We start from the raw sequence: 22,100 nt of genomic DNA on the forward strand, positions 1-22,100 counted from the left end.
CCCTGCTCGCCGATTCAGGCCGAGCGCTCGCGCAGCACCTTCTTGTTGATCTTGCCGACGCTGGTCTTCGGGATCTCGTCGACGAACACGACGTGGCTCGCCTCCGGCACCGCATACTTGCTGATGCGATTCGACTCGACGTGCTGCATCAGCCGGCTGCGGATCGCCTCGACCTCGACGCTCGCGCCCGGTTTGCAGACGACGAACGCCTTCGGCCGCTCGCCCCACTTCTCGTCGCGCACGCCGACGACGGCGGATTCCTGCACGCCCGGCACCTCCGCGATCAGGCTCTCGACCTCGATCGACGACACCCACTCGCCGCCGGTCTTGATGACGTCCTTGATGCGATCGACGATCTGCACGAAGCCGTCAGGCCGCACGATCGCGACATCCTGCGTGTGCAGGTAGCCGCCCGCCCACAGCTCCTCGGACGCCTCCGGCTTCTTGAAGTAGCCCTGCGTCAGGAACGGTGCGCGCAGCACGATCTCGCCCTGGCTCTTGCCGTCGCGCGGCACGTCGTTCATGTCGGCATCGACGACGCGGAAATCGACCATCGGCACCGGCCGGCCGGTCATGCAGCGCAGCCGCACCTGCTCGTCGAGATCCGCCGACGCGTCAGCCGCGGAAAGCTGCGCGAGCGCGACGACCGGCCCGGTCTCCGACATCCCGTAGCCGGCGAACACGTCGATGCCCCGCTCCACTGCCGCCCGGCACAGCACCGGCGACAGCGCCGAGCCACCGATGATCACCTTCCAGCCGGACAGATCCTGTGCCGCCCCCGACGGCGCCTGCAGCAGCATCTGCAGGATCGTCGGCACGCAGTGCGAGAACGTCACCTTCTCCTCGCGCTTCAGCTTCAGCAGCATGTCCGGCACGTAGCGCCCGGGGAGCACCGTCTTCAGCCCGAGCAGCACCGCGATGTACGGGATGCCCCACGCGAGCACGTGGAACATCGGCGTGATCGGCATATAGACGTCGTCACGGTGCAGCCGCTGCCCCTCCGGCTGCGCCGACAGCGTCATCGCCGTGGAGAGCGCGTGCAGCACGATCTGGCGATGGCTATAGAACACCCCCTTCGGGTCGCCGGTCGTGCCCGTCGTGTAGAACGTCGCCGCCTTCGTGTTCTCGTCGAAGTCGCGGAACTCGAAATCCGCCGACGCGTCGCCGACCAGTGCCTCGTACTCGCCGTCGAACGACAGCGTCGACGCCGGCACCGCCTGCCCGTCCGCCATCACGACGATACGGCGCACCGACTTCAGCTCGGGCTTCAACTGCTCCAGCAGCGGCACGAAGTCCGCATGCACCAGCACCACCTCGGCCTCGGCGTCGTTCAGCGTGTAGGCGATCTGCTGCGGTGACAGGCGAACGTTCACCGTGAACATCGTCGCCCCCATCATCGGGACCGCGAAGTAGCTCTCGAGATAGCGATGGCTGTCCCAGTCCATCACCGCGACGGTCGTGCCGTGCCGCACGCCGAGCGACGCGAGCGCGGAAGCGAGCTTGCCGATGCGGTCGCGGAAGTCGCGGTAGGTGAAGCGCAGCTCGCCGCGGTAGGTGATCTGCTGGTCGCCGTGCAGGCTGACGGAATTGAGGAGCAGCTGCTTGACGAGCAGGGGGTAGGCGTAGGCCGAGGGGGTGGGGATGATGGTGTTGTCTGGCATGGCGAGTCTCCGTCTTGGTTGTTCGGGCAACGGGTGCGGGGAGCGAATCCGGGTCGTCGAATGCGACAACCGGTCACGGGGACGCACCGACGGAGGGAGACTACCCAGCGGTAGCGCGGAAATTCCCCCCTGTTTCGAGGGGGGAGTGGAGCATGTGGTTCGTACGGCGATGGGTGATGGTTGGCGGCATATCGGCCATTGCGGCCGGTGGCTTCTGCCCGCACCATCGGTTGGTATGCAGCCAGAAGCAGTCGTTGATTCCGTGCCGCTAACCCGCTGTCTCGCTTTAATAAATGACCAGCGATCGCTTCGCTGCCTTGAATTCTGGTTGCGGCAGCGGCGCCTTAAACGCCATTTTTGCAACGTAGCGACGGTCAAAAGCCTCCCGCGTCATACTCCGGAACGAGGTGTTCTCCATCGACGGCCCTCGCACCAAGTTTGCGGAACCACTGTACACCTCGCACCAACTGTCCGACAGGCCAGCATAGAACTTTGCATGGAAATCCTGTTTCGACTGGCCCGCCGAGACTACCTTGTTCTCCAGGCCGAACTGCTCCAGCACGTCAACTGGCAACCCTGCTACTTGCATGGAGCGGCGGTACGCCTTCCAGGTGGTCGCTCGCGTCACGAATATAGCTATCCGCGAATCGAGCATGCTGAGCAGCCATTCCCAGATGCCCATCTGGTCCTCCGGCGAGAGGTACTGGTGGCCGATGAAGGGCGAGGCCACCAAGACCTGGTCCGCTATAAGGTTCCACCGCATGACGAGCTTGGCGAGCAGGTCCATTGCGTCGTCCTTGGAGCGGATGCCGTCCAGGGTGTCTGACAGTTGAGCGCCAGACACATCGGCAAGGATGTAGTCGTCGATCTTTAACGGCGGTTGGTCATCGTCGACGACGAACCGCGTGTAGTACGTCGCCACATGCTTCGCTCCGCATTCGCAGGCAAAGTGCACTTTCGCTACCACGTACTCGGCGTAGAACCTGCCCTTAAGCGCGTAGTGGACTCGGTACCGGTACTGCTTATTGACCTCCTCGAACTCTTCTACCAACTGCTGTCGAGCCAGTTGATCCAGCGGTTTAGCGCAAGAGCATTCATACAGCGAGCATGCTGCATAATCATATTGCAGCCGGAGCACGTTCAGCTCAAGGTTGTAGACAGCAACCTCGTGAGCCACTGGTGCTTGAGCCAGTTCAATGCTTCCTTCCTCTCGCGACAGGATGGTGACGTCTGTGAAGGAGTCGTAGACGTCATGCAGATTCGCGACGCAGAAGGGCTCCGCGCAGCCCGAGCACTTCACCACCCAGTAACCAGGATCATTCGCCATGGGGTTCGTCACATCGACGTACTGATGTGGCGTTCCACAGCGAGGGCACTTCGCGACATGATTGCGCTTACGCGGACCAAACGGGTTTTTCATATCGTCCTTCTTCGTCATCATCCCGCAAGGTGGAGTGAGCTGTACCCGCTTTTGCCGCAGGATGGTCACGTGAGAGCCGCTGCCTGAGTGTCTACAACTTGTCGAGAAGGCAGATCGGAGGAGCCGACGTTTGGTTAGAGCTCCCCGTGTATGTCCGGCAACCAGCTCTTTACAGCCGCAAGACTTCCGACGGTTCGATGTCTCCTCCAGCTTTCCCTTCACCTGTCATGGCCAAGGCAAAAGATGGTGCTCCACCTTCATGCTATGGCCGGGTCTGCATGTGTGCGTGGAACTAAAGCGAGTGGGCATCCCCGGTAGCGATGGGCGGTCCTGCTCGGCGGTCAGTCCAAGGGTCGCTGTGCGTGCCTTCATGACTTTGCGCAGACCACTACGCGCCCTGCCGTTGTCCCCGTTCATGACGTAACCGATCATCGCCGCCATCGGAAGGTCTTTGGAATACTGGCCAGTCACGAAGCGCATCAGGCCGTCTTTGACATACGGGACACAAAGGGTACGCACGCGAGCTGCGTATGGCACGTTCAGCCGCTTGCATTCATAGGCCAGATAGACGTCTTCATCGTCACCTACCGTGAGCACAAAGTCGATGCTGCTCGACAGGGACACGTTGCCGCTGACGTCTTCGACCAGAAGTACATACTGGTATGTGATCCGACCCGGCACCTTCTTCGTTCGTCTCAGGGCCGTCACGAGATGCTCGGTAATGTGGTCCTCATGCGTCATCGCGCCCTTCTTGGCCTGCAAAGGTCCAATGCAGATCGGCCAGGCAGCTTCAATCGCTTCGGACATTTGCTCCCCAAGATCTCGGAAATGAGCAAGCCAAGCATCAGGGCTACCCGCCAGCATGGACCGCCCCCCCTTGCCCATGGCGAGCCGCGGCCGCTACGAACTCCGCGGCGATCTGCTCCGCGTCGGCCAATGCTGTGGATCGAAGCCAGTGCCGCAACGCCGTTGGCTTCACGAGGTACATGTCACGGTCAACGACGAGACGCAGATCAGGTATCAATTGCACGTTGCCAGGCAAAGCGATGGGAAGCTTTGCGGCGATCGACCCGAGGAAGTCGTTGAACTCGCCAGACGAGTCCTCGGTGTACGGCGCAATCTCATCGCCGATCGTTAGTTTCAACACCGCCACATCTGTGGAGTGCGCTGCCAACGAGGCTTTGACGGGCACGCGAAAGTGCGGCGAGAGCGCATTGCACAGCATGTCGGCGTAGGCCGCCCGCTGATGCGAGCTGGCCTGCGCCCAAATGGACTGTAGGCCGGCGTTGCGTCGGGGCTGCATAGCCGGAATGACAGAGTGAATCGTGTCTTCGACGATGGCCACGTCGCTGTCGTCGAGCCCGTAATACTCGAACACCAGACGGTCGATGACACTTAGCACATCTTGTTGCGAGGTAAGCAATTTCTTCGCGTTCGCCAGCTCCCCATCGATCAGCTCCACCAACCCTCTTTCCGCATTCAGCGCCTTCGCAGGATCCGGCATGTTCTCAGGGTCGTCGAACGGCAGCTTCAGCAGTTCGCCTTGATGGACCTTGGCTCGATCGGTTCCCAGATTCGCCGTGTCATGGAAATAGAACCAGGCCGCCAAGCTGCTGTTCAGCACTGCCGTCAGCACCTTGGCTTTGCGTTCCTGACTAAGCGGCACGGCTATCGACTGAAGCGAATGCTGAAACACGACATCCTGTTCGCTGAATGCTGCCCGCACCCGGCCTACGGCGCGCTCCACCCCTTGCGGGATCAAGATGTGAGGACCGAAGAATCCGGCGTCGAACCCTGCCCGGTGCACGACGGACGTGTGCCAGGGATTGGTCTCTATACGTGGCAGGGCGACTGCCTGGAACTCACTGGCATCCAGATAAGGCAGCTGGGTCACGATCTCAGCGGTGGTCGTCTGGTATTCAGCATCGTCCAGGCGGCTCTCCTGCGCGGGCTTGAAGCCCTGCCCGATCACCCAGTGCTTGTCCCGGTTGAACTCAACCTTGGAGCGCTTGACGGCCTTGAACTCCTGTATGAACGAGCCCATGGGCGGGATCGTACGAAGGTATTGCAGCAGTCGCTCTTCGGGCGCCCGCGTCCACAGGCGACGCTTGAACGCGGTGGGATCCTCAGCGACCAGATCGGAGCGAAACGTCAAACGATCGGCGCGCGACAGCGTCACCACCCGCTTGAGTCGCAGGTTGAGGTCAGCCTTGGGGACCCAATACTCGAAGCGGTAGGGAGCTTGTTCCTGCTTCTGAGGGCCATACAACACGAAGGCGGTTGGGCGCTGCGCTCCATCGAATAGCTGGAAGCATAGATCGGACATGTTGATAATTCGGCGGATTCTGGACCTATGCAGCAACATCCGGCGCGCGGCTTGGCTCTCGGTGTTGTGCAATATCCCCATGGCAGGCAGCAAAAATGCCACCAGACCGGTTGGCTTGACCTCTTCAAGGGCTTTCCACACGAATGCCCATGCAATGTCTTTGGCGGGCGCGAGGTAGCCCTTGGAAGTGGTCCAGCGTTGCGCCGTCGTCAGCTGTCCGGTACGGCCATTCCAAGGCGGATTGCCGATGATCACGTCAAACTGGTGCGCATCGTTGACGCTGAAGAAGTCCGACCGGGGACGCAGCGTCTTCCCATACAGAGGCGGCAGCAACTTGCCGGCCTCGATGAGCTTGGGCAAGTCCGAAGGGCTCGATTGCTCAAGGAGTGCGATGTACAGCGAAAACGCCGCGACCCGCACTGCGGAAGAGTTGATGTCTCCCCCATGGAGGCGGTTCGCAATGGCCTTCAAGTCGGTCCACGTCGCATGCCGCATCTTCTTGATGTGGCAATGATGTGCGACTAGGCGCTGAAACAACCGCACCAGGAAGATGCCAGATCCGCAGGCCGGATCGCAGTAGACGCCATTGGCCTTCTGTTCGTTGGTTAGCTCGTCCCACAGTTGGTTGACGACGATATCGGCCAAGAACATCGGGGTGTAGAAGGCCCCGTCAGCGCTCTTCTTTTCCGCCTCTTCCTTCAGGAATCTGTCGTACACCGCGCTGATGAGTCCGATCGACATGTATCGGAAGTCGTAGCCCCAGAACCGAAGCTGGCGGTCGGCCATATTCTCGTGACCATGGCGGAACCGTGCAAGCACGCATAGGTGCTCAGGCTTGAGCTTCGGTGGAGCATCTTCTTCGGTCTCGAATGCGCAAGGGGCCTTGAAAAGATTTCCGTTGAAAGCGCCGTGCAACCATGTGAACAGCACTTCAAAGGGCTCAGGATTTCCGGCCCTGAGCAACTCAAGCAAGGTGGCATAGCGGTCCTGCGAAGCAGCACGAAATACCGCTTCACCGATGATCTGGCGGTCCTCCAAGTAGGCGACGAACATGGTTTGCATCAGCAGCGCCTGGGCGGCGTCTGTGCCCAAATCGTCCTTGAGGCTGCGAAACGCCGTCAACAGGTTGGCCAGAAGAACGCTATCAACCCGATTGTCCGGATTAAAATAGTCATCGTTCTCATACCAGAATCGGCCAGACTCCGCCGAGTCGAGCAATTCGCGCAGTGCCAAGGCATCGTCGAGAAGGGAGAGCGTCTTGACTATGCGCAGGTCTTTGTCCCGGCTCTTGTCGCGGTGCAACGGGCGCTGTACCAGCGAGTACGCCGTCAGTTCGTCACTGCGAATGACGAGCAGCATGCTCATCAAGCCCTGGTTCCACAGAATCCGATGAAGCTCGTCGATGCGCTCTATGGAAACGAGGGGATCGTTCAGAAAGCCGATCGTGGGAACGCCATTGATGCAGCTGACAGCCGAAAGGCCCAACTCATCGAGTGCAAAGCGGATCGCCTCGGCATGCGCGCCAGCGGTGACCTTGCTGCCGGCCGCATAGAACTCGGGGGGGCGGCGTCGATCGAGCGCCAGAGCCTTCGACCAGCGGGAATCGATGACCGCGCTCATGAGCGGAACCGCCGTGGTTGCATCGGAGCCGTGACGCTGACCGACACCCCAGCGCCCTGGTGCTCAGTCATTGGTGAACCCCAGCGTGGTCTGCTTGTCTCCTGCGAACCGTCCGGCGATTGCGCCGCCGCGCGGCCGCTTCTTGACGGGCTGTACTCGCACCATGACAGGTTTGTAATCGATATGGCGAGCGGACATTTCAGCAAGAAGACTGGCGATCAATGCGAGATGGATGGGGACTTCGCCCCGCTTCTTATAGTTGGAAACCGAGTTGGGCTGCATGCCAACAAGATCAGCAAAGCGCTTGACACTGAGACCCGCACTGTTTAGCTCACCAAGAAAATCGTCGTAGGTCACGGCACGATCGAGTCATTATTTAATGAGACTTTAATACATAAAAACATGAGGCTCAACCAGAAAATGCCGGCCGCGTACTGCCGGCCACGAGCGGGCACTCAGCAGTCCCGCTCGTGCGACCGCTTCAGGCTGGTGGGGATCATCGGCACCTGCGGACGCGGGAGACCTCGGCAACCGCCGGTGAGCGGCCTCAAAAGCTCCAATCGTGCTTCTCGGAGCGGCGTCGATCCACCTTGTAGGATGTGCGCTGCACCTGGACCCAGTCAACGTGATGGACCTCGACGGACGTAGGATCAACCCGCAGCATCGCCTCCCTGAAGTCGTCACTCCAACGAGGAGGGGATTCATGATGCGACAGAAATCCGAACACGTCGTCGTCCTGTTTCGGGGGTGGTGAAGCTGGCGGCGGCACCAGCTCGCTTACCGAGTAGTCGGTCTCCCATCCGTCTTCGGTCCCATACCCTCTGTGCGCCTTGAACTCGGTCCCTTTCGGGAACTCCATCGCTTCAATCCGCGCCGCCTTATGGAAGAGGACAACGTTGCGGCCCTCTTTCGATTGCGCCGATTGGAAGATGATCCCGTCGAGGCGCGGCTCGTTTTCCGTTGCCAGGAAGTCAGCGATGGCCTGCGTCGCCAGATAGTCGAACGCTTCATCATCGGGCATGACTGGCCGTGTGATCCGCAGACCAAGGGATTGCAGGAAAGCAGCGCGCTCGAGTCGGTTCTTCAGGGATGGATCGAAGATGCTTCCCCGGTCATGCACCTTCTCCAGCGCGGTAAGGTCCAGCAAGCGCAGCGGACGGATGATGACGAACCGGGCGACGGCGGCCTTGCTGCCCACGGGAGGACGCACCTCGGCTATTGCCACGCCCGCATCCGTCGCGCCGTAGAATACAGAGATGCCGCGCGCGTTCATCCGGCCTGCACTGGCGAGCCGTGCCGGAGGCGAGCCGAGATGGAGGTCCGGGCGACACAGTGCTTCTTCGAGCTTCTCGTCCGCTTGGAACACGCGCGCGCGGTAGAGATGATTGAGCGCGAACTGCGGTCCTGCATCGACGACGAGCGGGCGACCGTCCCTCGTCCTCAGCTTGTCGATGTCACCGAATACCGAGGCAAGATGCGCTGCGGCGGTACGGCTGAAGAAGCGGGCTTCTTTCTTCAATGACTCCTCGAAGCAGCGCCACTCCTCGTGCCAGACCTGAGAGTTCGGCCCCGTCTCCTCGTAGTATGAGTCGGGGGAGAACTCGGTCTCCTCTCCCATGGCGGCTGAATCGAAGTCACCGTGCTTGTCGTCGAGGATCGCCAGCACGTCCTTCGCCGCCTGGCGCGAAATGTCGGCTGCACCTTCTATCGCATCAAGGACTGGATAGCCGTCACGCTCCCACTCGTAGTCAGACTCCCGGTCAGAGAGCAGACTCTGTTGCCATGCTGTCGGCTGGTCGGAGGTGCGGACGAAGTGGTGCTCGAACGCAGTCTCGATCCGGTCGGCGAGGTTCTCGACCGTCCAGCACTGAGCCGTCTCCTCGCAATAGGAACACTCGGCTTCGTCGCCAGTCCGGTGGATCTCTTGGGAGAGGTAAGATTCGCCGACGCACCCGTAGCAGATACGTTTGGCTTTAAGTTCGTCGCTGTCGTCAGATTGAAGCATGAGTGTTGTACCTCCTTCTCCTCCGCATGTAAGCATACCGGTTAGGGCACATTGAGCGAGAGAGGCGTTTGGCAGTTCAGCAGACTAGCCGACCAATCCGCAAATTTTTTAGCGAAATGAGCGCATCCGCAATCCGCGATTGATTTTCCATTTTCAGTGGTTCAACGCCACGAGTTTAGTGAACCGAGGACCTGCCGTTCGACGGCGCTGAGCGCCGTGCGGCCGCTATTGGCTGGATTGCTGACCGACTGTCGGCATGCGCTGTCCGGCTGCTCTGGCCGAGCAGCCGCCGATTGCGCCACCCGCCTTCTGAACGCGTGCAAGGGTAAATTGGCATCATCGGGAAGTCCGAACATCCCAGGCACCGCGGCGCAAAGTCAAAGTGCGCGAAACCAAGACCCACCGCCCGCCGCAATGAAACTGCAACACCCAAGTGCCCCCTGTCCCCAACGCCAGCGACGCTGGCCGCTGACGGATAGGCGCCAGGCCCTAACAGGAATCAGGAAATGGCAGATTCCGCCGGCGGCACAACCAGGGCCGCCTGCTGCATCACTTCCAGCAGAGCACCCGGCGGACGGGCGCCGGACACGGGGAAGCGACCGTTGAAGATAAAGAATGGAACACCCGGCACCTCGCGGGGATCTGCCGCCTCGTGCTCCCGGTCTCGCTCACAGCCATCCGGCACGGACATGGCGGTCGCCAGCGCCGTCGTATCCACTCCGCAGTCGGCACCGATCCGCAGCAGAACCCCCGGGTCACCGATGTTCTCGCCATCCATGAAGTAGGCGCTGAACAGGCGGTCGATCAGGATCGCTGTCTGTTCTTCATTGCCGTGGCGGGACGCGAGGGCGATCAGCCTATGGGCCGAACGGGTGTTCGGCATTACCTGGATGCGGTCGAAAGCGAAGGCGATCTCCGCCGGGCGGGCGGCTTCCTGCACCTGGGCCCGACGCGCAGCTACCGAAGCCGGGCTGCCCAGGCGGCGCAGGTAGAAAGCCTGATAGGGCAGACCCTCGGGCGGCGTGTCAGGCAGCAGTTGATGGGACCGCCAGATGATTTCGGTCTGGATATCCGGCCGCAGGCGGTGCAAGGCCGCCAGGGCGGTGTCCAGGTGGCGCTTGCCGATCAGGCACCAGGGACAGATCAGGTCGAAATGGATTTCGACGGTGAGGACAGGGCTCATGATGTTTCCGAACAGGGCATGGATTCAGGAATCGACCGGCGTTTTGCCCGTCGCTCCAGCAGCACGGCGAGGCCGCCTGCCAGCGTCAGGACCCCGATCCCGAGCGCCAGGGAAAACAGGGAATCCCACAACAGGGGGGCGAGCAGGCCGGCCGCCACGGCGGTCATGGCGTACTGCAGGAAGGTCTGGCACGAGGCGGCCACGCCGGCGCTCTGGCGCAGGGGTTCCAGGGCGCCGCTGACCAGGATGGGCAGGGCGACGGCCAGACCGAAGGAGTAGGTGAAGAGGGGCGCCAAATGGATGATGCCGGCAGGCCACACCCAGGCCGCTGCCAGGTTTAGGACCGTGGAGGTGCCCACGATGAGATAGGCCGCCGCCAGCGTACCGCCCGCCTGCCAGCGGCGGAGCAGGCGGGGGAACAGCCAGAAGCCGGACGTCAGGCCGAGGGTGATCGGACCGTAGACCAGGTAGATGTCGGTCCCGTTTCGTCCCAGCAGCCCGACGACGATGGCCGGTGCTGAAACGACATACAGGACCATGCTGGTCCAGTTGGCGACGTGGGCCAGGGACAGGCGGACAAAGCGCGGAGTCCGCAGCACCGCCAGGTAGGCCCGCCCCAGCGTCGCCGGCTTCAGGCTCAGGCGCCTGTCCCGCGGCAGGGTTTCCGGCAGCCAGCGCCAGTAGACGGCGGCAAGGATCAGGACGATAGCGGCCAAGGCCGCGAACACCATGCGCCATCCGTAATGGGCGGTCAGCCAGGCGCCCAGGGAAGGCGTCACCAGGAGGCTCGCGGTCTGGATCAGGGTGATCCGGCTGAGAAGGCGCTGGACGTCGGGGCCCTGGTGCAGATCATGGAGGATGGAACGGCTGAGGACCAGGCCTGCCCCGGCGGCCAGTCCCTGGAGGATGCGCAGGCCCCAGAGTTGTTCGATGCCGGTGGCAAAGACGCAGGCGGCTGCCGCCAGGCCGAGCAGGAATAGCGAGGCGAAAAGGGTCAGCCGCCGCCCCCAGGCGTCGGCGATGGCGCCGTACCAGAGGGACGCGAAGGCGCAGGCCACAAAGAACAGCGATATGGTCTGCTGAGTCTGCCAGCTGCTGATGCCGAGATCGGCGCCCATGGCCGGCAGGGCCGGAATGAGCATGTCCGTGCAAAAGGAATTCAGCAGCGTCATGAAGGCCAGCAGCAGGATGAGTGCTGCCGGCGATGGCAAGTTCATGTTTTTCCGTTCCGCGCTCACCACAGCAATTCCTCAACCCGGGGTCACGGCAGCGATTCGCCATCGCGTCCGGCAGATGGAGCTTGTCCCACAGCCATCCTCTTGACTCCCCCTCGCCTCAGGGGGGAGCCCCCCCTTCCACCCCTGCGACGCCTTACGAGTGCCAGGCGGAATGCAGCATGCGGGAGACGGCGGATGCTGCATTCCGCGTAGGATGGGTTGAGCGAAGCGATACCCATCGCTTGGCGATGCATCGCGACTGGCGATAACCATCGCCGATGGCCGCTCAACCAGCGATGATGGGTATCGGCCTGCGGCCTCAACCCATCCTACGCCTCACCACCCTCCAGCAACCCGAGCAGCTGCGCCCGCCTCACCACATGCTTCCTGTTCGCCGCGTCCAGCTTCGCGAACAGGTTCTTCAGGTGCCATTTGACGGTCTCCTCGCCGACGCCCATCGCCTGGGCGACTTCCTTGTTCGAGAAGTTGCGGGCGAGCAGTTCCAGCACCTCGCGCTCCTTCGGCGTGAGCACGGTGCTCGGCACGGCGCGCGGGGCGGTGGCATCGCGCGCGGGCTGAGGAGCGGCCGGGCGCAGGACGCGCGAGACGGCGATGCTGCGACCGGGTTCGGGGTGGCCGGCGGCGTCGACGGAGAGGCTGCGCGCCCAGTCGGCGATCGCGGGGTGGGCGTCGACGAAGACGCGGGCGAGGCCGTAGGTGTGTGCTAGGTCCATCGCCTCGCGCAGCAGATCGCGGCCGTGCTCGCTGTTGCGGTCGAGGACGTAGGCCCGCAGCGCGAGGATCTCGATGCCGACGCGGCCGAGCTTCATCGCGCCGGCGAACGGGGCGGCGCGTTCGAGCGCCGTCTTTGCGCCGCGCCAGTCCTGCGCGGCGATCGCGGCGTTCGCGTGCGCCATCGCGCGCTGCAGCTCGACCATGCGGCACCATAGCGGGCCGCGCCCCACCTCCTCGCGCGCGACGATCTCGTCGATGCGCTGCGCGAGCGCACGACAGGTCTCGGGACGGAATCGGCCGGCGTGCATGCGGGTCTGCTCGGCGAGGCTGACGATGCACAGGCGCGGCATGCCGCGGGCGGCGCCGATCGCGAAGAGCGTTTCGAGCAGATCGAGCGCGCGGTGCTCGACGCCCTGCGCGACGGCGACGCGGGCCGCGGTGCGGTAGCTGAGCAGCGCGGTTTCAGGCGTGCCGCCGCGCTCGAGCACGTCGAGCCGGTTCGCGAGCAGGGCCGCGGCCTCATCGACCTGATCGCGTTCGTACGCCGCCGCGGCGCGCAACGCCGCGAGCATGCACGTGAGCGGATGGCGTCGGCCGAGCGACTCCTCGGCGCTCGCCAGCGCCGGCCGGAGCATGTCCTCGGCGAGCCGCATCTGCCCTTCCCAGAGATAGCTGAGCCCGGTGATGAACTCGCTCCATCGCACCGAATACGCGTGGCCGCGCGCCGCCTCGCCGCGCCCGAGCTGCTGCAGGTGGCGGCGCGCGAGCGCCGGGTCGCCGCGCAGGATCGCCAGCGCCGCGAGCCGGTTCGCATGCATCCGGGCGAGCCGCGGTTCCTGCGCCCGCGGCGCGTCGGCCCACGGTTCGAACAGCGCGACGCAGCGATCCGGCTCGTCGGCGTAGTAGGCGGCGCCGCTGCCGATCAGCGCGCATTCGTAGCGCAGCCCGTCGTCGATCGCCGGATCTTCGAGGATGCGGGCGACGAGGCGCTCGGCCTCCTGGTGGCGTTCGCTGAGCGCGAGCACCCACGCCGCCGTCAGTCGCAGCCGGGGCCGGCGGTCGAGCTCGGCCTCGGGGACGAGCTCGACCCATTCGAGCACCGCGCCGGTATTGCCCTGCATGGCGGCGTCGTAGAGGCACTGCTCGGCGAGCCCGTAGGCGACTTCGCGCTGCCCGGCCGCGAGCGCGTGGCGCGCCGCCTCTTCGAGCATGCCGCGCTGCTCGAGCCAGCGCATCGCGGCGAGGTGCAGGTCAGCCTGCTCGGCGGCCGGCAAAGCGGCGAGGCGCGCGCGCAGCGCGTCGCGCACGAGCATATGCAGCCGGCACCACTCGCGGTCGTCGCCGACGACGAAGATCGGGGTGTCGCGGATCAGGCGGGCGAGGCGCTCGGCGGCGTCGTCGAGGCCGGTAAGCGCCGCGCAGAGCTCCGGATGCAGCAAGTCGACCGTCGCGATGCGCGTCAGGAACTCGGCGTCGTCGGGCGTGAGGTCGGCGAGCAGCCGGCCGACGAGCTGTTCCTGCGGGTTGCCGGCGCTCGCCGACATTGCGTCGACGACCGCGCGCGGCTCGCCGCCGCGCTCGAGCGCGGCGAGCGCGACCTGCACGCCGAGCGGCCAGCCTTCGACCATCTCGTGCAGCCGCGCGGCGGTGTCGGCGTCGACCTTCGTGCCGAAGCGGCTGCGCACGACGTCGAGCGTCTCGTCGAGGCGGAAACGCAGCAGCTCGGCGTTCGCGACGGCGCCGTGCCCGTAGGTGCAGAGGTCGGCGACCTCGTCTTCGAGGCCGCTGCGCGTCGCGACGACGAGGCGCAGGTTCGGCGGCGCGTTGTGCAGCACGTAGCACAGCAGACCGAGCGCGCCACCGGAAAGTCGCTCGGCCTCGTCGACCATCAGCACGAGGTCGAGCGAGGTCTGCGCGACCTCGGCGAGCCACGCGGTGACGCCCTCGAGCTCGCCGATCGACGCGCCCGCCCCCTCGATCGTGCGGCCGAATGCGGGCCGGCCGCAGCCGGCACGCACCGCATGGACGAGGCACCGCACGAAGCGCTGCGGGTCGGTGCGCTCGTCGGCCGAGATCCACGCAACCGCGGCGCCCCCGGCGAGCAGCTCGCGCCGCCACTGCGCGAGCAGCGACGTCTTGCCGAAGCCCGGCGGCGCCTGCACGACGATCACCTGGCGGTCGCGGAAGCGTTCCTCGTCGAGACCGAGCCGCGGACGCAGCAGCAGATGCCGCGGCGCACGCGGCGGGGTCGTCATCAGCACGAGTTCCGGCAGCGCCGCGGCGCCTGTTGCAGTGTTCATGGACATCCCGATCGGTTGGATTCGACGTCGGCGCACGAGCGGAGTGCCGGCCCACAGCATCCGGTGCTCCCGCGCGCGCCCGGCCTCCGTCGCGGCCTACCGGCCATTATAGGCACGGCCCGCGCCGCCCCACCCTCCCCCCCCTGTTTCGAGGGGGAAGAGTGCCGGGCCCCCTCTCTAACATCGCCTCCGTGTCACCCCCTAAGCGAGGAGAAACGGATGCAGTTCGTCGATGTTTGCGCGCTGGAAAGTATCGCCCCCGGCAGCTCGCGGGCGGTCCGCGCCGGCGATCGTGACGTCGCGCTGTTCAACGTCGACGGCACCGTCCATGCGCTCGAGAACGCCTGCCGCCACGCCGGCGCGGCGCTTTCCGGCGGAAAGCTGTGCGGCCGCGTCGTCGCCTGCCCCGCCCACGGGTGGAAATACGACGTGACGACCGGCGCCCTCGTCGTCGCGCCGACGCTGTCGGTCGCCCGCTATCCGGTCCGGGTCGTCGACGGCAGGGTCCTCGTCGAAACCGGGGGTGAGGCGGGGGTTTCGCGAAGCACCGCTTCGCGCCCGCCGAACGGGCTGGCTGTGCAAAGCCAGCCCTCCGAGGCGCAGGTTTCGCGAAGCACCGCTTCGCGCCCGCCGAACGGGTTGGCTGTGCAAAGCCAGCCCACCTCCGCAGCTGCAAGAGGGTCGTCCGATGAGCACTGAATCGCTTCGCCACCAGGAGCCGCCAGCCATGTATCGCCATCTGCTCGTTCCCGTCGACGGCACGGATCTCTCGACCGAGACCGTCAGCAACGCGGTCGAATTCGCCCGCTCGCTCGGCGCCCGCATCACGTTCTTCCACGCACAGCCGAACCATGCCGCGCCGCTCTCCGGCGAGGCCGAGGTGGTGCGCCTGACGTCGCCTGCGGAGTTCCTGTACGCCTACGAAGGGCGGGCGCGCGAGCTGCTCGCGAAGGCCGAGTCGGCCGCGCGCGCCCTCGGCGTGCCGTGCGCGTCGATGACGACGGTCAACGATTCGCCCTACCGCGCGATCATCGCCGCGGCGCGCGAGGCCGGCTGCGACCTGATCTACATGGCGTCGCACGGGCGGCGCAGCAGCCTCGGCATGATGCTCGGCTCGCAGACGCTGAAGGTGCTCGTGAACGCCGGGATGCCGGTGCTGGTCGCGGCGACGTCGAACCCGCCCGCGACCTCGCAGGCGATCGGCATCATCCGCGACGAGCACCGCTCGCTCGCCGCGGTGCTGCACGCCTGGCTGCATCTGCTCGGCAGCGACGAAGACCCGCGCGACGTGCCACGCAACGGGCTGATGCGCGCGATGGTCCACTACATCAAGGCGTTCCCGGTCGCGCTGCACCACCCGAAGGAAGAGGAGTACCTCTTCCGCAAGCTGCGCGAGCGTACCTCGCAGTGCAACGCCGAGCTCGACGAGCTCGAGCGCCAGCACGCGCGCGACCACCAGCTCGTCGACGAGCTTGCCGAGACCGTCGAGCGCCATCTCGCCGGCCGGGCCGACGTCGCCGCGGTCAAGGAGGCGGTGAGCCGCTACGCGCTCTTCATCTGGGAGCACATGGGCCGCGAGGAAGGCGTGATCCTGCCCGCCGCGCAGCGCTTCCTGACGCCGGCCGACTGGGACGAGATCAACGCCGCCTTCTCCGAGAACTGCGACCCGCGCTTCGGCGGCGACACCGACGCCGAGTTCCGCCGTCTGTTCTCGCGCATCGTCAATGTCGTGCCGGCGCGCGCACTGGATGAATAAGAGCTTTACTTCAAACAAACCACGGCCCGAGCTTCGCGCCGCACCAAGGAGAACACCATGACCAATGCCATTCGTATCCATGAGACCGGCGGCCCGGAAGTCATGCGCTGGGAAACCGTCGAGGTCGGCGCGCCCGGCCCCGGCCAGGTCCGCCTGCGTCATGAGGCGGTGGGACTGAACTTCGCCGACACCTACTTCCGCTCCGGCCTGTATCCGGTGCCGCTGCCCAACGGCCTCGGCGTCGAAGCCGCGGGAGTCGTCGAAGCCGTCGGCGAAGGCGTCACGAACGTGGCCGAAGGCGACCGCGTGACGTACACGGGCTTCGTGAACACGCTGGGCGCATACAGCACCGCGCGCATCATCCCGGCGACACCGCTGATCAAGCTTCCCGACGCGATCTCGTGTGAAACCGCCGCGGCGATGACGATGCGCGGACTCACCTCGGCCTACCTCGTGCGCCGCATCTGGCCGCTGCAGGCGGGCGACACCGTGCTGCTGCATGCCGCGGCCGGCGGCGTCGGGCTGATCGTCTGCCAATGGGCGAAGCTGCTGGGCCTGACGGTGATCGGCACGGTGTCGAGCGAGGAGAAGGCGGCGGTCGCGCGCGCCCATGGCTGCGACCACGTGATCTTCTACCGCCGCGAGGACGTCGCCGCGCGAGTGCGCGAGATCACGAACGGCGTCGGCGTGTCCGTCGTCTTCGACAGCGTCGGCAAGACCACCTTCGCCGGCTCGATCGACTCGCTGAAGCGCCGCGGCCTGATGGTGTGCTTCGGCACCACGTCCGGGCCCGTCGAGCCCTTCAACCCGCAGCAGCTCGCGATGAAGGGTTCGCTGTATCTCACGCGCCCGGCGCTCGCCGACTACATCGCCGACCCCGCCGAGCGCGACGTGCTCGCCGGCGAACTCTTCGATCACGTCGCCGCCGGCCGCATCAGGATCGAAATCAACCAGCGCTACGCGCTGCAGGACGCGGTGCAGGCGCATCGCGACCTCGAAGCCGGCAAGACGACCGGCTCGTCGGTGTTCATCGTCTGATCGAAAAGAAAAGAAGACGTCCCGCAGAGAGATAACGAAAACCCACGGACCCACTGGAGACAGCTTCATGAACCAGACGACAGATGAAAGACCTGCAGCGCCGGCCATCGTGCGGCCGGGCGTGTTGCACGATTCGGTGAAGGCCGAGCCGCTCACCGCGAGCATCGGCGCCGAGCTCATCAACGTGAACCTCGGCGACGCCTCGCGCGACGCCGCGCTCTTTGCCGAGATCAAGGCCTTGCTGCTGCAGTACAAGGTGCTGTTCCTGCGCGACCAGGACATCACCCGCGGCGAGCATGTCGCCTTCGCCGAGCGCTTCGGCAAGCTCGAAGACCACCCGGTCGCCGGCAGCCATCCGGACTACCCCGGCCTGGTGCAGATCTACAAGTCGCCCGACCAGCCGATGGACCGCTACGAAAACGCGTGGCACACCGACGCCACCTGGCGCGAAGCCCCGCCGATGGGCTGCGTGCTGCGCTGCGTGGAGTGCCCGCCGGTGGGCGGCGACACGATGTGGGCAAACATGGTGCTCGCGTACGAGCGGCTGCCCGAGGACGTCAAGGCGAAGATCGCCCAGCTGCGCGCCCGCCACAGCATCGAGGCGAGCTTCGGCGCGGCGATGCCGATCGACAAGCGCCTCGCGCTGAAAGCCCAGTACCCCGACCCCGAGCATCCGGTGGTGCGCGTGCACCCCGAGACCGGCGAGAAGGTGCTGTTCGTGAATGCCTTCACGACCCACTTCACCAACTTCCACACGCCGGCCAACGTGCGCTTCGGCCAGGACTACGCGCCGGGCGCGGCCGAGCTGATGCAGTATCTGATCCGCCAGGCCTTCGTCCCCGAGTACCAGGTGCGCTGGCGCTGGAAGCCCAACAGCATGGCGATCTGGGACAACCGCAGCACCCAGCACTACGCCGTCATGGACTACGCGCCCTGCCACCGCAAGATGGAACGCGCCGGCATCATCGGCGACGTGCCCTACGGTCTCGAAGGCGCGGGCGCCTGAAGCACCCGACTCGAATTCCCCGATCGCAACCCATCCCTGCAAGGAGCACCTCAAATGAATTTCCTCGACGGCTCGCTGTTCCCCGAAAACCAGCAGAAACTGGTCATCACCGCCGCCCCCTACGGCCCCGAATGGATGCCGTCCGACTTCCCGGAAGACATCCCGGTGACGATGGAGGAGCAGATCCAGAAGGCGGTCGACTGCTACAACGCCGGCGCCACCGTGCTGCACCTGCATGTGCGCGAACTCGACGGCAAGGGCTCGAAGCGCCTGTCGAAGTTCAACGAACTGCTGGCCGGCATCCGCGCCCGCGTACCCGACATGATCCTGCAGGTCGGCGGTTCGATCTCGTTCGCCCCCGAGGATGATGGCGACACGGCAAAGTGGCTATCCGACGATACCCGCCACATGCTCGCCGAATTGCAGCCGACGCCGGACCAGGTGACGATCGCGATCAACTCGAACCAGATGAACGTCGTCGAGCAGATGTGCGAGGCCGACGTCGCCGGCACCTCGCTCGCCGATCCGGCGATGTACCAGGCCTACCGCGAGATGACGATTCCGGCCGGCCCGGGCTGGGTCGAGGAGCACATCCGCCGCCTGTCCGAAAAGGGCATCCAGACCCACTTCCAGCTCGCGACGATCTCGCAGCTCGAGACGGTGGAACGCATGATGCGGCGTAACGTCTGCAACGTGCCGCTGATCCTGACCTGGGTCGCGATCGGCGGCGGCTTCGACGCGCCGAACATCTACAACCTGGCGAACTTCGTGCGCGCGTGCCCCGACGGCTCGGTGCTGACGCTGGAAACCTCGATGCTCAACGTGCTGCCGCTCAACATGATGGCGATTGCGATGGGCCTGCATGTGCGCTGCGGCATCGAGGACAACATCTGGACCCAGCGCCGCGACCGCAAGATGGGTTCGGTCGAGCAGATCGAACAACTGGTGCGCATCTCGCGCGAGTTCGGCCGCGAGGTCGCGAACGGCAAGGAAGCGCGCGAGATCTACAAGATCGGCACCTTCTACGAAGGCGCCGACGAGACCCTGGCGAAGAACGGCTTTGCGCCGAACCGCAAACCCGGCCAGGTCGGCTTCCTGCAGCACGCCGCGTAATCCGCCGCGCGGGGGACTACCCTGCAAGCAGGGCGAGGCGTCGAACGGCGCCTCGCCCCGATGAACTCGAAAAAGAACGATTGCCGGCCGGCGTCGCAGCTCGCGGCGCCCGACCGGCCACACACGAGAGGAGACAACATTGGCCGTCTATATCGCAGAGTCCCTGCCCGAGGCCCCGACCGCCGCACCGACGGCGCCGCGCACCTATGCGTGGATCGTCTTCGCGCTGACCTTCGGACTGCTGCTGTCCGACTACATGTCGCGCCAGGTCCTCAACGCCGTATTCCCGGTGCTGAAGGCCGAATGGGCGCTGACCGACACCCAGCTGGGGTCGCTGTCGAGCATCGTCGCGCTGCTCGTCGGCCTGCTGACCTTCCCGCTGTCGGTCGTCGCCGACCGCTGGGGACGAGTCAGGAGCGTCACGCTGATGGCCGCGCTGTGGAGCCTCGCGACGCTCGGCTGCGCGATCGCCGCGAACTACAACCAGATGTTCGCCGCGCGCTTCTTTGTCGGCGTCGGCGAAGCCGCCTACGGCAGCGTCGGCATCGCGTTGATCCTGAGCATCTTCCCGGCGCACCTGCGCGCGACGCTGAGCAGCGCGTTCATGGCCGGGGGACCGGTGGGCTCGGTCATCGGCATGGCCTTCGGCGGCGTCATTGCCGCGCAGTTCGGCTGGCGCTGGGCGTTCGGCGCGATGGCCGCATTCGGGCTCGCGCTCGTCGTCCTCTATGCGCTGATCGTGCGCGAACGCCGGCTGCGCGCGCCCGACGGCACGATGCCGGTCGCACAGGCCGCCCGGCCCGGCCTGCGGACGATCTTCTCGGGCCTCTTCTCGTCGGTGTCGGTGATCGCGGCCTACGTCGGCAGCGGGCTGCAGCTCTTCATCATGGCCGCGATGCTCGCCTGGCTGCCGAGCTTCTTGAACCGCTACTACGCCCTGCCGACCGACAAGGCGGGCGTCGGCGCCGCCATCTTCATCCTCGTCGGCGCCGTCGGCATGGTCGTCTGCGGCATCGTCACCGACCGCCTGAGCCGCCCGGCGCCGGAGCGCAAATGGACGATCGCGATCACCTACTCGCTGACCTCGGCCGCGCTGCTGCTCGTCGCCTTCCGGATGCCGCCGGGCACCGCGCAGCTCGTACTGATCGGCGCCGGCATGGCGATGGTCGCGGGCACGACGGGTCCCGCCGGCGCGATGGTCGCGAACCTCACGCACCCGTCGATCCATGCGACCGCGTTCGCGACGCTGACGCTCGCGAACAACCTGCTCGGCCTCGCCCCCGGCCCGTTCGTCACCGGCCTCCTTGCCGACCGCATCGAGCTGATGGGAGCGATGCAGCTGGTGCCGCTCGCCGCCCTCGGCGCGGTCGCCGCGTTCGCCGTCGGCAAGCGCCACTACGCCGACGACCTGAAGCGCATCCGGACGCTGCAACGCTGAGTTTTCCCGACCTCGTCCAACCCCAACCACTTCGAAACTCGACGATGACGACCCCGACCATCCTGATCGTTCCCGGCCTGCGCGACCATGTCGCGGAGCACTGGCAGACGCTGCTCGAACAGAAACTCCCGAACGCCCGCTCGGTGCCGCCGCTCGAGCACGACAAGCTGAGCCGCGACGCACGCGTCGCCGCGCTCGATCGCGCGCTCGCCGACATCGACGGTCCGGTGATCCTCGTCGCCCACAGCGCCGGCGTGATGATCACCGTGCATTGGGCGCAGCAGCACGACCGCCCGATCCTGGGCGCGCTGCTCGCCGCACCGGCCGATCTCGAATCCCCGTTCCCGCCCGGCTATCCGACGACCGACGCGCTGCGCGACAACGGCTGGCTGCCGATTCCGCGCAAGCCGCTGCCCTTCCCGAGCATCGTCGCCGCAAGCACCAACGATCCCCTGGGCAAGCTCGAGCGCGTCACAGAATTCGCCGGCGACTGGGGAAGCCGCCTCGAAAACGTCGGCGCGGTCGGCCATCTGAATCCGGCTGCGGGTTTCGGCGAATGGCCCCGGGCGGAAGAGCTGATCGCCGAACTCCTCGCCGGGGCCGTTCATCACCATCACCGGGCCGGGTCGGTGCTCTGAAGGATCCGGCCCTACGAGCCGCATTTCCCGCACGCCGTGACGACCCACGGCAAACCGTCGAAGCGCCAGCCGTTGACTTCGCCGCGCCGAAGGCTCGGCCCGACGTCCCCCTCGAAGCCGTACATGACGGTGGCGACGTTCGAAAAGCCCGCGTCTTCCAACGCTCCGCCCGCCTCCACCGAGCGATCTCCGGCCCGGCAGATCAGCACCACCGGGCGGTCGTGCCTGCCATCCGCGATCTTCTCGACCTCGGGAACGAAGCGGGGGTTTATTTCCCAACCCGGCCCGTCATTCCAGGAAATTTGCTGCGCACCGACAGGGTGACCGGCGAAGCGGTATTCCATTTCGCTTCGACAGTCGATGAACAGCGCGTCGGAATGATCGCGCAGGAATTGCGCGGCTTCCTTCGGAAAAAGATGCTCCATTCCTACTCTCCCATCGCCAATCGGGCAATCCGCACGGCCGGGCCTGGATCTTTGATCCGGGCAATTCGCCGTCGAGAAGTGCATCACGTCCGACCATGCCGCGAAATCACAGACAAATGATGCGGATGCGTTCGGGCACTTCCGTTGCCAAATGGGGACAGCCACTTACCATTTCGCGACAGCCCGCAGCGCTGCGACAGGCCGGAGTTCGCAGGACAG

The 22,100-nt window shown here is 65.4% G+C and carries 17 protein-coding genes; 7 read left to right on the forward strand and 10 right to left on the reverse strand.

Annotation, left to right across the window (positions count from 1 at the left end; genetic code table 11):
- Positions 1-14: 14 nt before the first annotated feature.
- The 9 genes from pbN1_RS00870 to pbN1_RS00910 all read right to left on the reverse strand — a co-directional run bounded on the left by pbN1_RS00870 (position 15) and on the right by pbN1_RS00910 (position 14,467).
- Positions 15-1,661: a fatty acid--CoA ligase gene (locus pbN1_RS00870; protein WP_169202733.1), complete on the reverse strand. Its 1,647-nt coding sequence runs from the start codon at positions 1,659-1,661 to the stop codon at positions 15-17.
- Positions 1,662-1,947: 286 nt separating this feature from the next.
- A complete protein-coding gene (locus tag pbN1_RS00875) occupies positions 1,948-3,150 on the reverse strand; it encodes a phospholipase D-like domain-containing protein (protein WP_169202732.1) in 1,203 nt (400 codons plus the stop codon).
- 156 nt (positions 3,151-3,306) lie between these two features.
- Positions 3,307-3,888: a hypothetical protein gene (locus pbN1_RS00880; protein ID WP_169202731.1), complete on the reverse strand. Its 582-nt coding sequence runs from the start codon at positions 3,886-3,888 to the stop codon at positions 3,307-3,309.
- Between the two features lie 43 nt (positions 3,889-3,931).
- Entirely contained in the window at positions 3,932-7,027 is a 3,096-nt protein-coding gene (locus pbN1_RS00885; RefSeq protein WP_169202730.1) for an HsdM family class I SAM-dependent methyltransferase, read from the reverse strand.
- A 63-nt stretch (positions 7,028-7,090) separates the two neighbouring features.
- Entirely contained in the window at positions 7,091-7,384 is a 294-nt protein-coding gene (locus pbN1_RS00890) for an XRE family transcriptional regulator (RefSeq protein ID WP_169202729.1), read from the reverse strand.
- A 190-nt stretch (positions 7,385-7,574) separates the two neighbouring features.
- Complete coding sequence (locus tag pbN1_RS00895; RefSeq protein ID WP_169202728.1) at positions 7,575-9,032, reverse strand: RES family NAD+ phosphorylase; 1,458 nt, start codon at positions 9,030-9,032, stop codon at positions 7,575-7,577.
- Between the two features lie 499 nt (positions 9,033-9,531).
- Positions 9,532-10,215: a DsbA family oxidoreductase gene (locus pbN1_RS00900; RefSeq protein ID WP_169202727.1), complete on the reverse strand. Its 684-nt coding sequence runs from the start codon at positions 10,213-10,215 to the stop codon at positions 9,532-9,534.
- Positions 10,212-11,453: a multidrug effflux MFS transporter gene (locus tag pbN1_RS00905; protein WP_169202726.1), complete on the reverse strand. Its 1,242-nt coding sequence runs from the start codon at positions 11,451-11,453 to the stop codon at positions 10,212-10,214. The genes pbN1_RS00900 and pbN1_RS00905 overlap by 4 nt, the downstream gene beginning before the upstream one ends.
- Positions 11,454-11,761: 308 nt before the next feature.
- Positions 11,762-14,467 (reverse strand): winged helix-turn-helix domain-containing protein, encoded by a 2,706-nt coding sequence (locus tag pbN1_RS00910; RefSeq protein WP_169202725.1) that lies wholly within the window; start codon positions 14,465-14,467, stop codon positions 11,762-11,764.
- A 219-nt stretch (positions 14,468-14,686) separates the two neighbouring features.
- Between pbN1_RS00910 and pbN1_RS00915 the strand changes: the two genes are divergently transcribed.
- The 7 genes from pbN1_RS00915 (at position 14,687) to pbN1_RS00945 (ending at position 21,456) form a co-directional block, all read left to right on the forward strand.
- On the forward strand, positions 14,687-15,166 hold the full coding sequence (locus pbN1_RS00915; RefSeq protein WP_169202724.1) for a Rieske (2Fe-2S) protein: 480 nt from the start codon (positions 14,687-14,689) through the stop codon (positions 15,164-15,166).
- On the forward strand, positions 15,156-16,223 hold the full coding sequence (locus pbN1_RS00920; protein ID WP_244857084.1) for a universal stress protein: 1,068 nt from the start codon (positions 15,156-15,158) through the stop codon (positions 16,221-16,223). Before pbN1_RS00915 ends, pbN1_RS00920 begins: the two co-directional genes overlap by 11 nt.
- 57 nt (positions 16,224-16,280) lie before the next feature.
- Positions 16,281-17,261: a quinone oxidoreductase family protein gene (locus pbN1_RS00925; RefSeq protein ID WP_169202723.1), complete on the forward strand. Its 981-nt coding sequence runs from the start codon at positions 16,281-16,283 to the stop codon at positions 17,259-17,261.
- A 67-nt stretch (positions 17,262-17,328) separates the two neighbouring features.
- The gene (locus pbN1_RS00930) at positions 17,329-18,267 is read left to right on the forward strand and encodes a TauD/TfdA dioxygenase family protein (protein WP_210147623.1); all 939 of its coding nucleotides are present in this window, start codon (positions 17,329-17,331) and stop codon (positions 18,265-18,267) included.
- Positions 18,268-18,321: 54 nt separating this feature from the next.
- Positions 18,322-19,380 carry a beta-keto acid cleavage family enzyme gene (locus tag pbN1_RS00935; RefSeq protein WP_169202722.1) on the forward strand — a complete coding sequence of 353 codons (1,059 nt, stop codon included), beginning with the start codon at positions 18,322-18,324 and terminating at the stop codon, positions 19,378-19,380.
- Between the two features lie 139 nt (positions 19,381-19,519).
- Positions 19,520-20,818, forward strand: a complete 1,299-nt coding sequence (locus pbN1_RS00940) for an MFS transporter (protein ID WP_169202721.1) — start codon at positions 19,520-19,522, stop codon at positions 20,816-20,818.
- A gap of 44 nt (positions 20,819-20,862) precedes the next feature.
- Entirely contained in the window at positions 20,863-21,456 is a 594-nt protein-coding gene (locus pbN1_RS00945; protein WP_169202720.1) for an RBBP9/YdeN family alpha/beta hydrolase, read from the forward strand.
- An 11-nt stretch (positions 21,457-21,467) separates the two neighbouring features.
- Here the strand turns inward: pbN1_RS00945 and pbN1_RS00950 are convergent, their stop codons facing one another.
- Positions 21,468-22,046 (reverse strand): rhodanese-like domain-containing protein, encoded by a 579-nt coding sequence (locus tag pbN1_RS00950; protein WP_244857086.1) that lies wholly within the window; start codon positions 22,044-22,046, stop codon positions 21,468-21,470.
- Between the last annotated feature and the right edge of the window lie 54 nt (positions 22,047-22,100).

The sequence above is a fragment of the Aromatoleum bremense genome, assembly GCF_017894365.1.
Classification (GTDB): domain Bacteria; phylum Pseudomonadota; class Gammaproteobacteria; order Burkholderiales; family Rhodocyclaceae; genus Aromatoleum; species Aromatoleum bremense.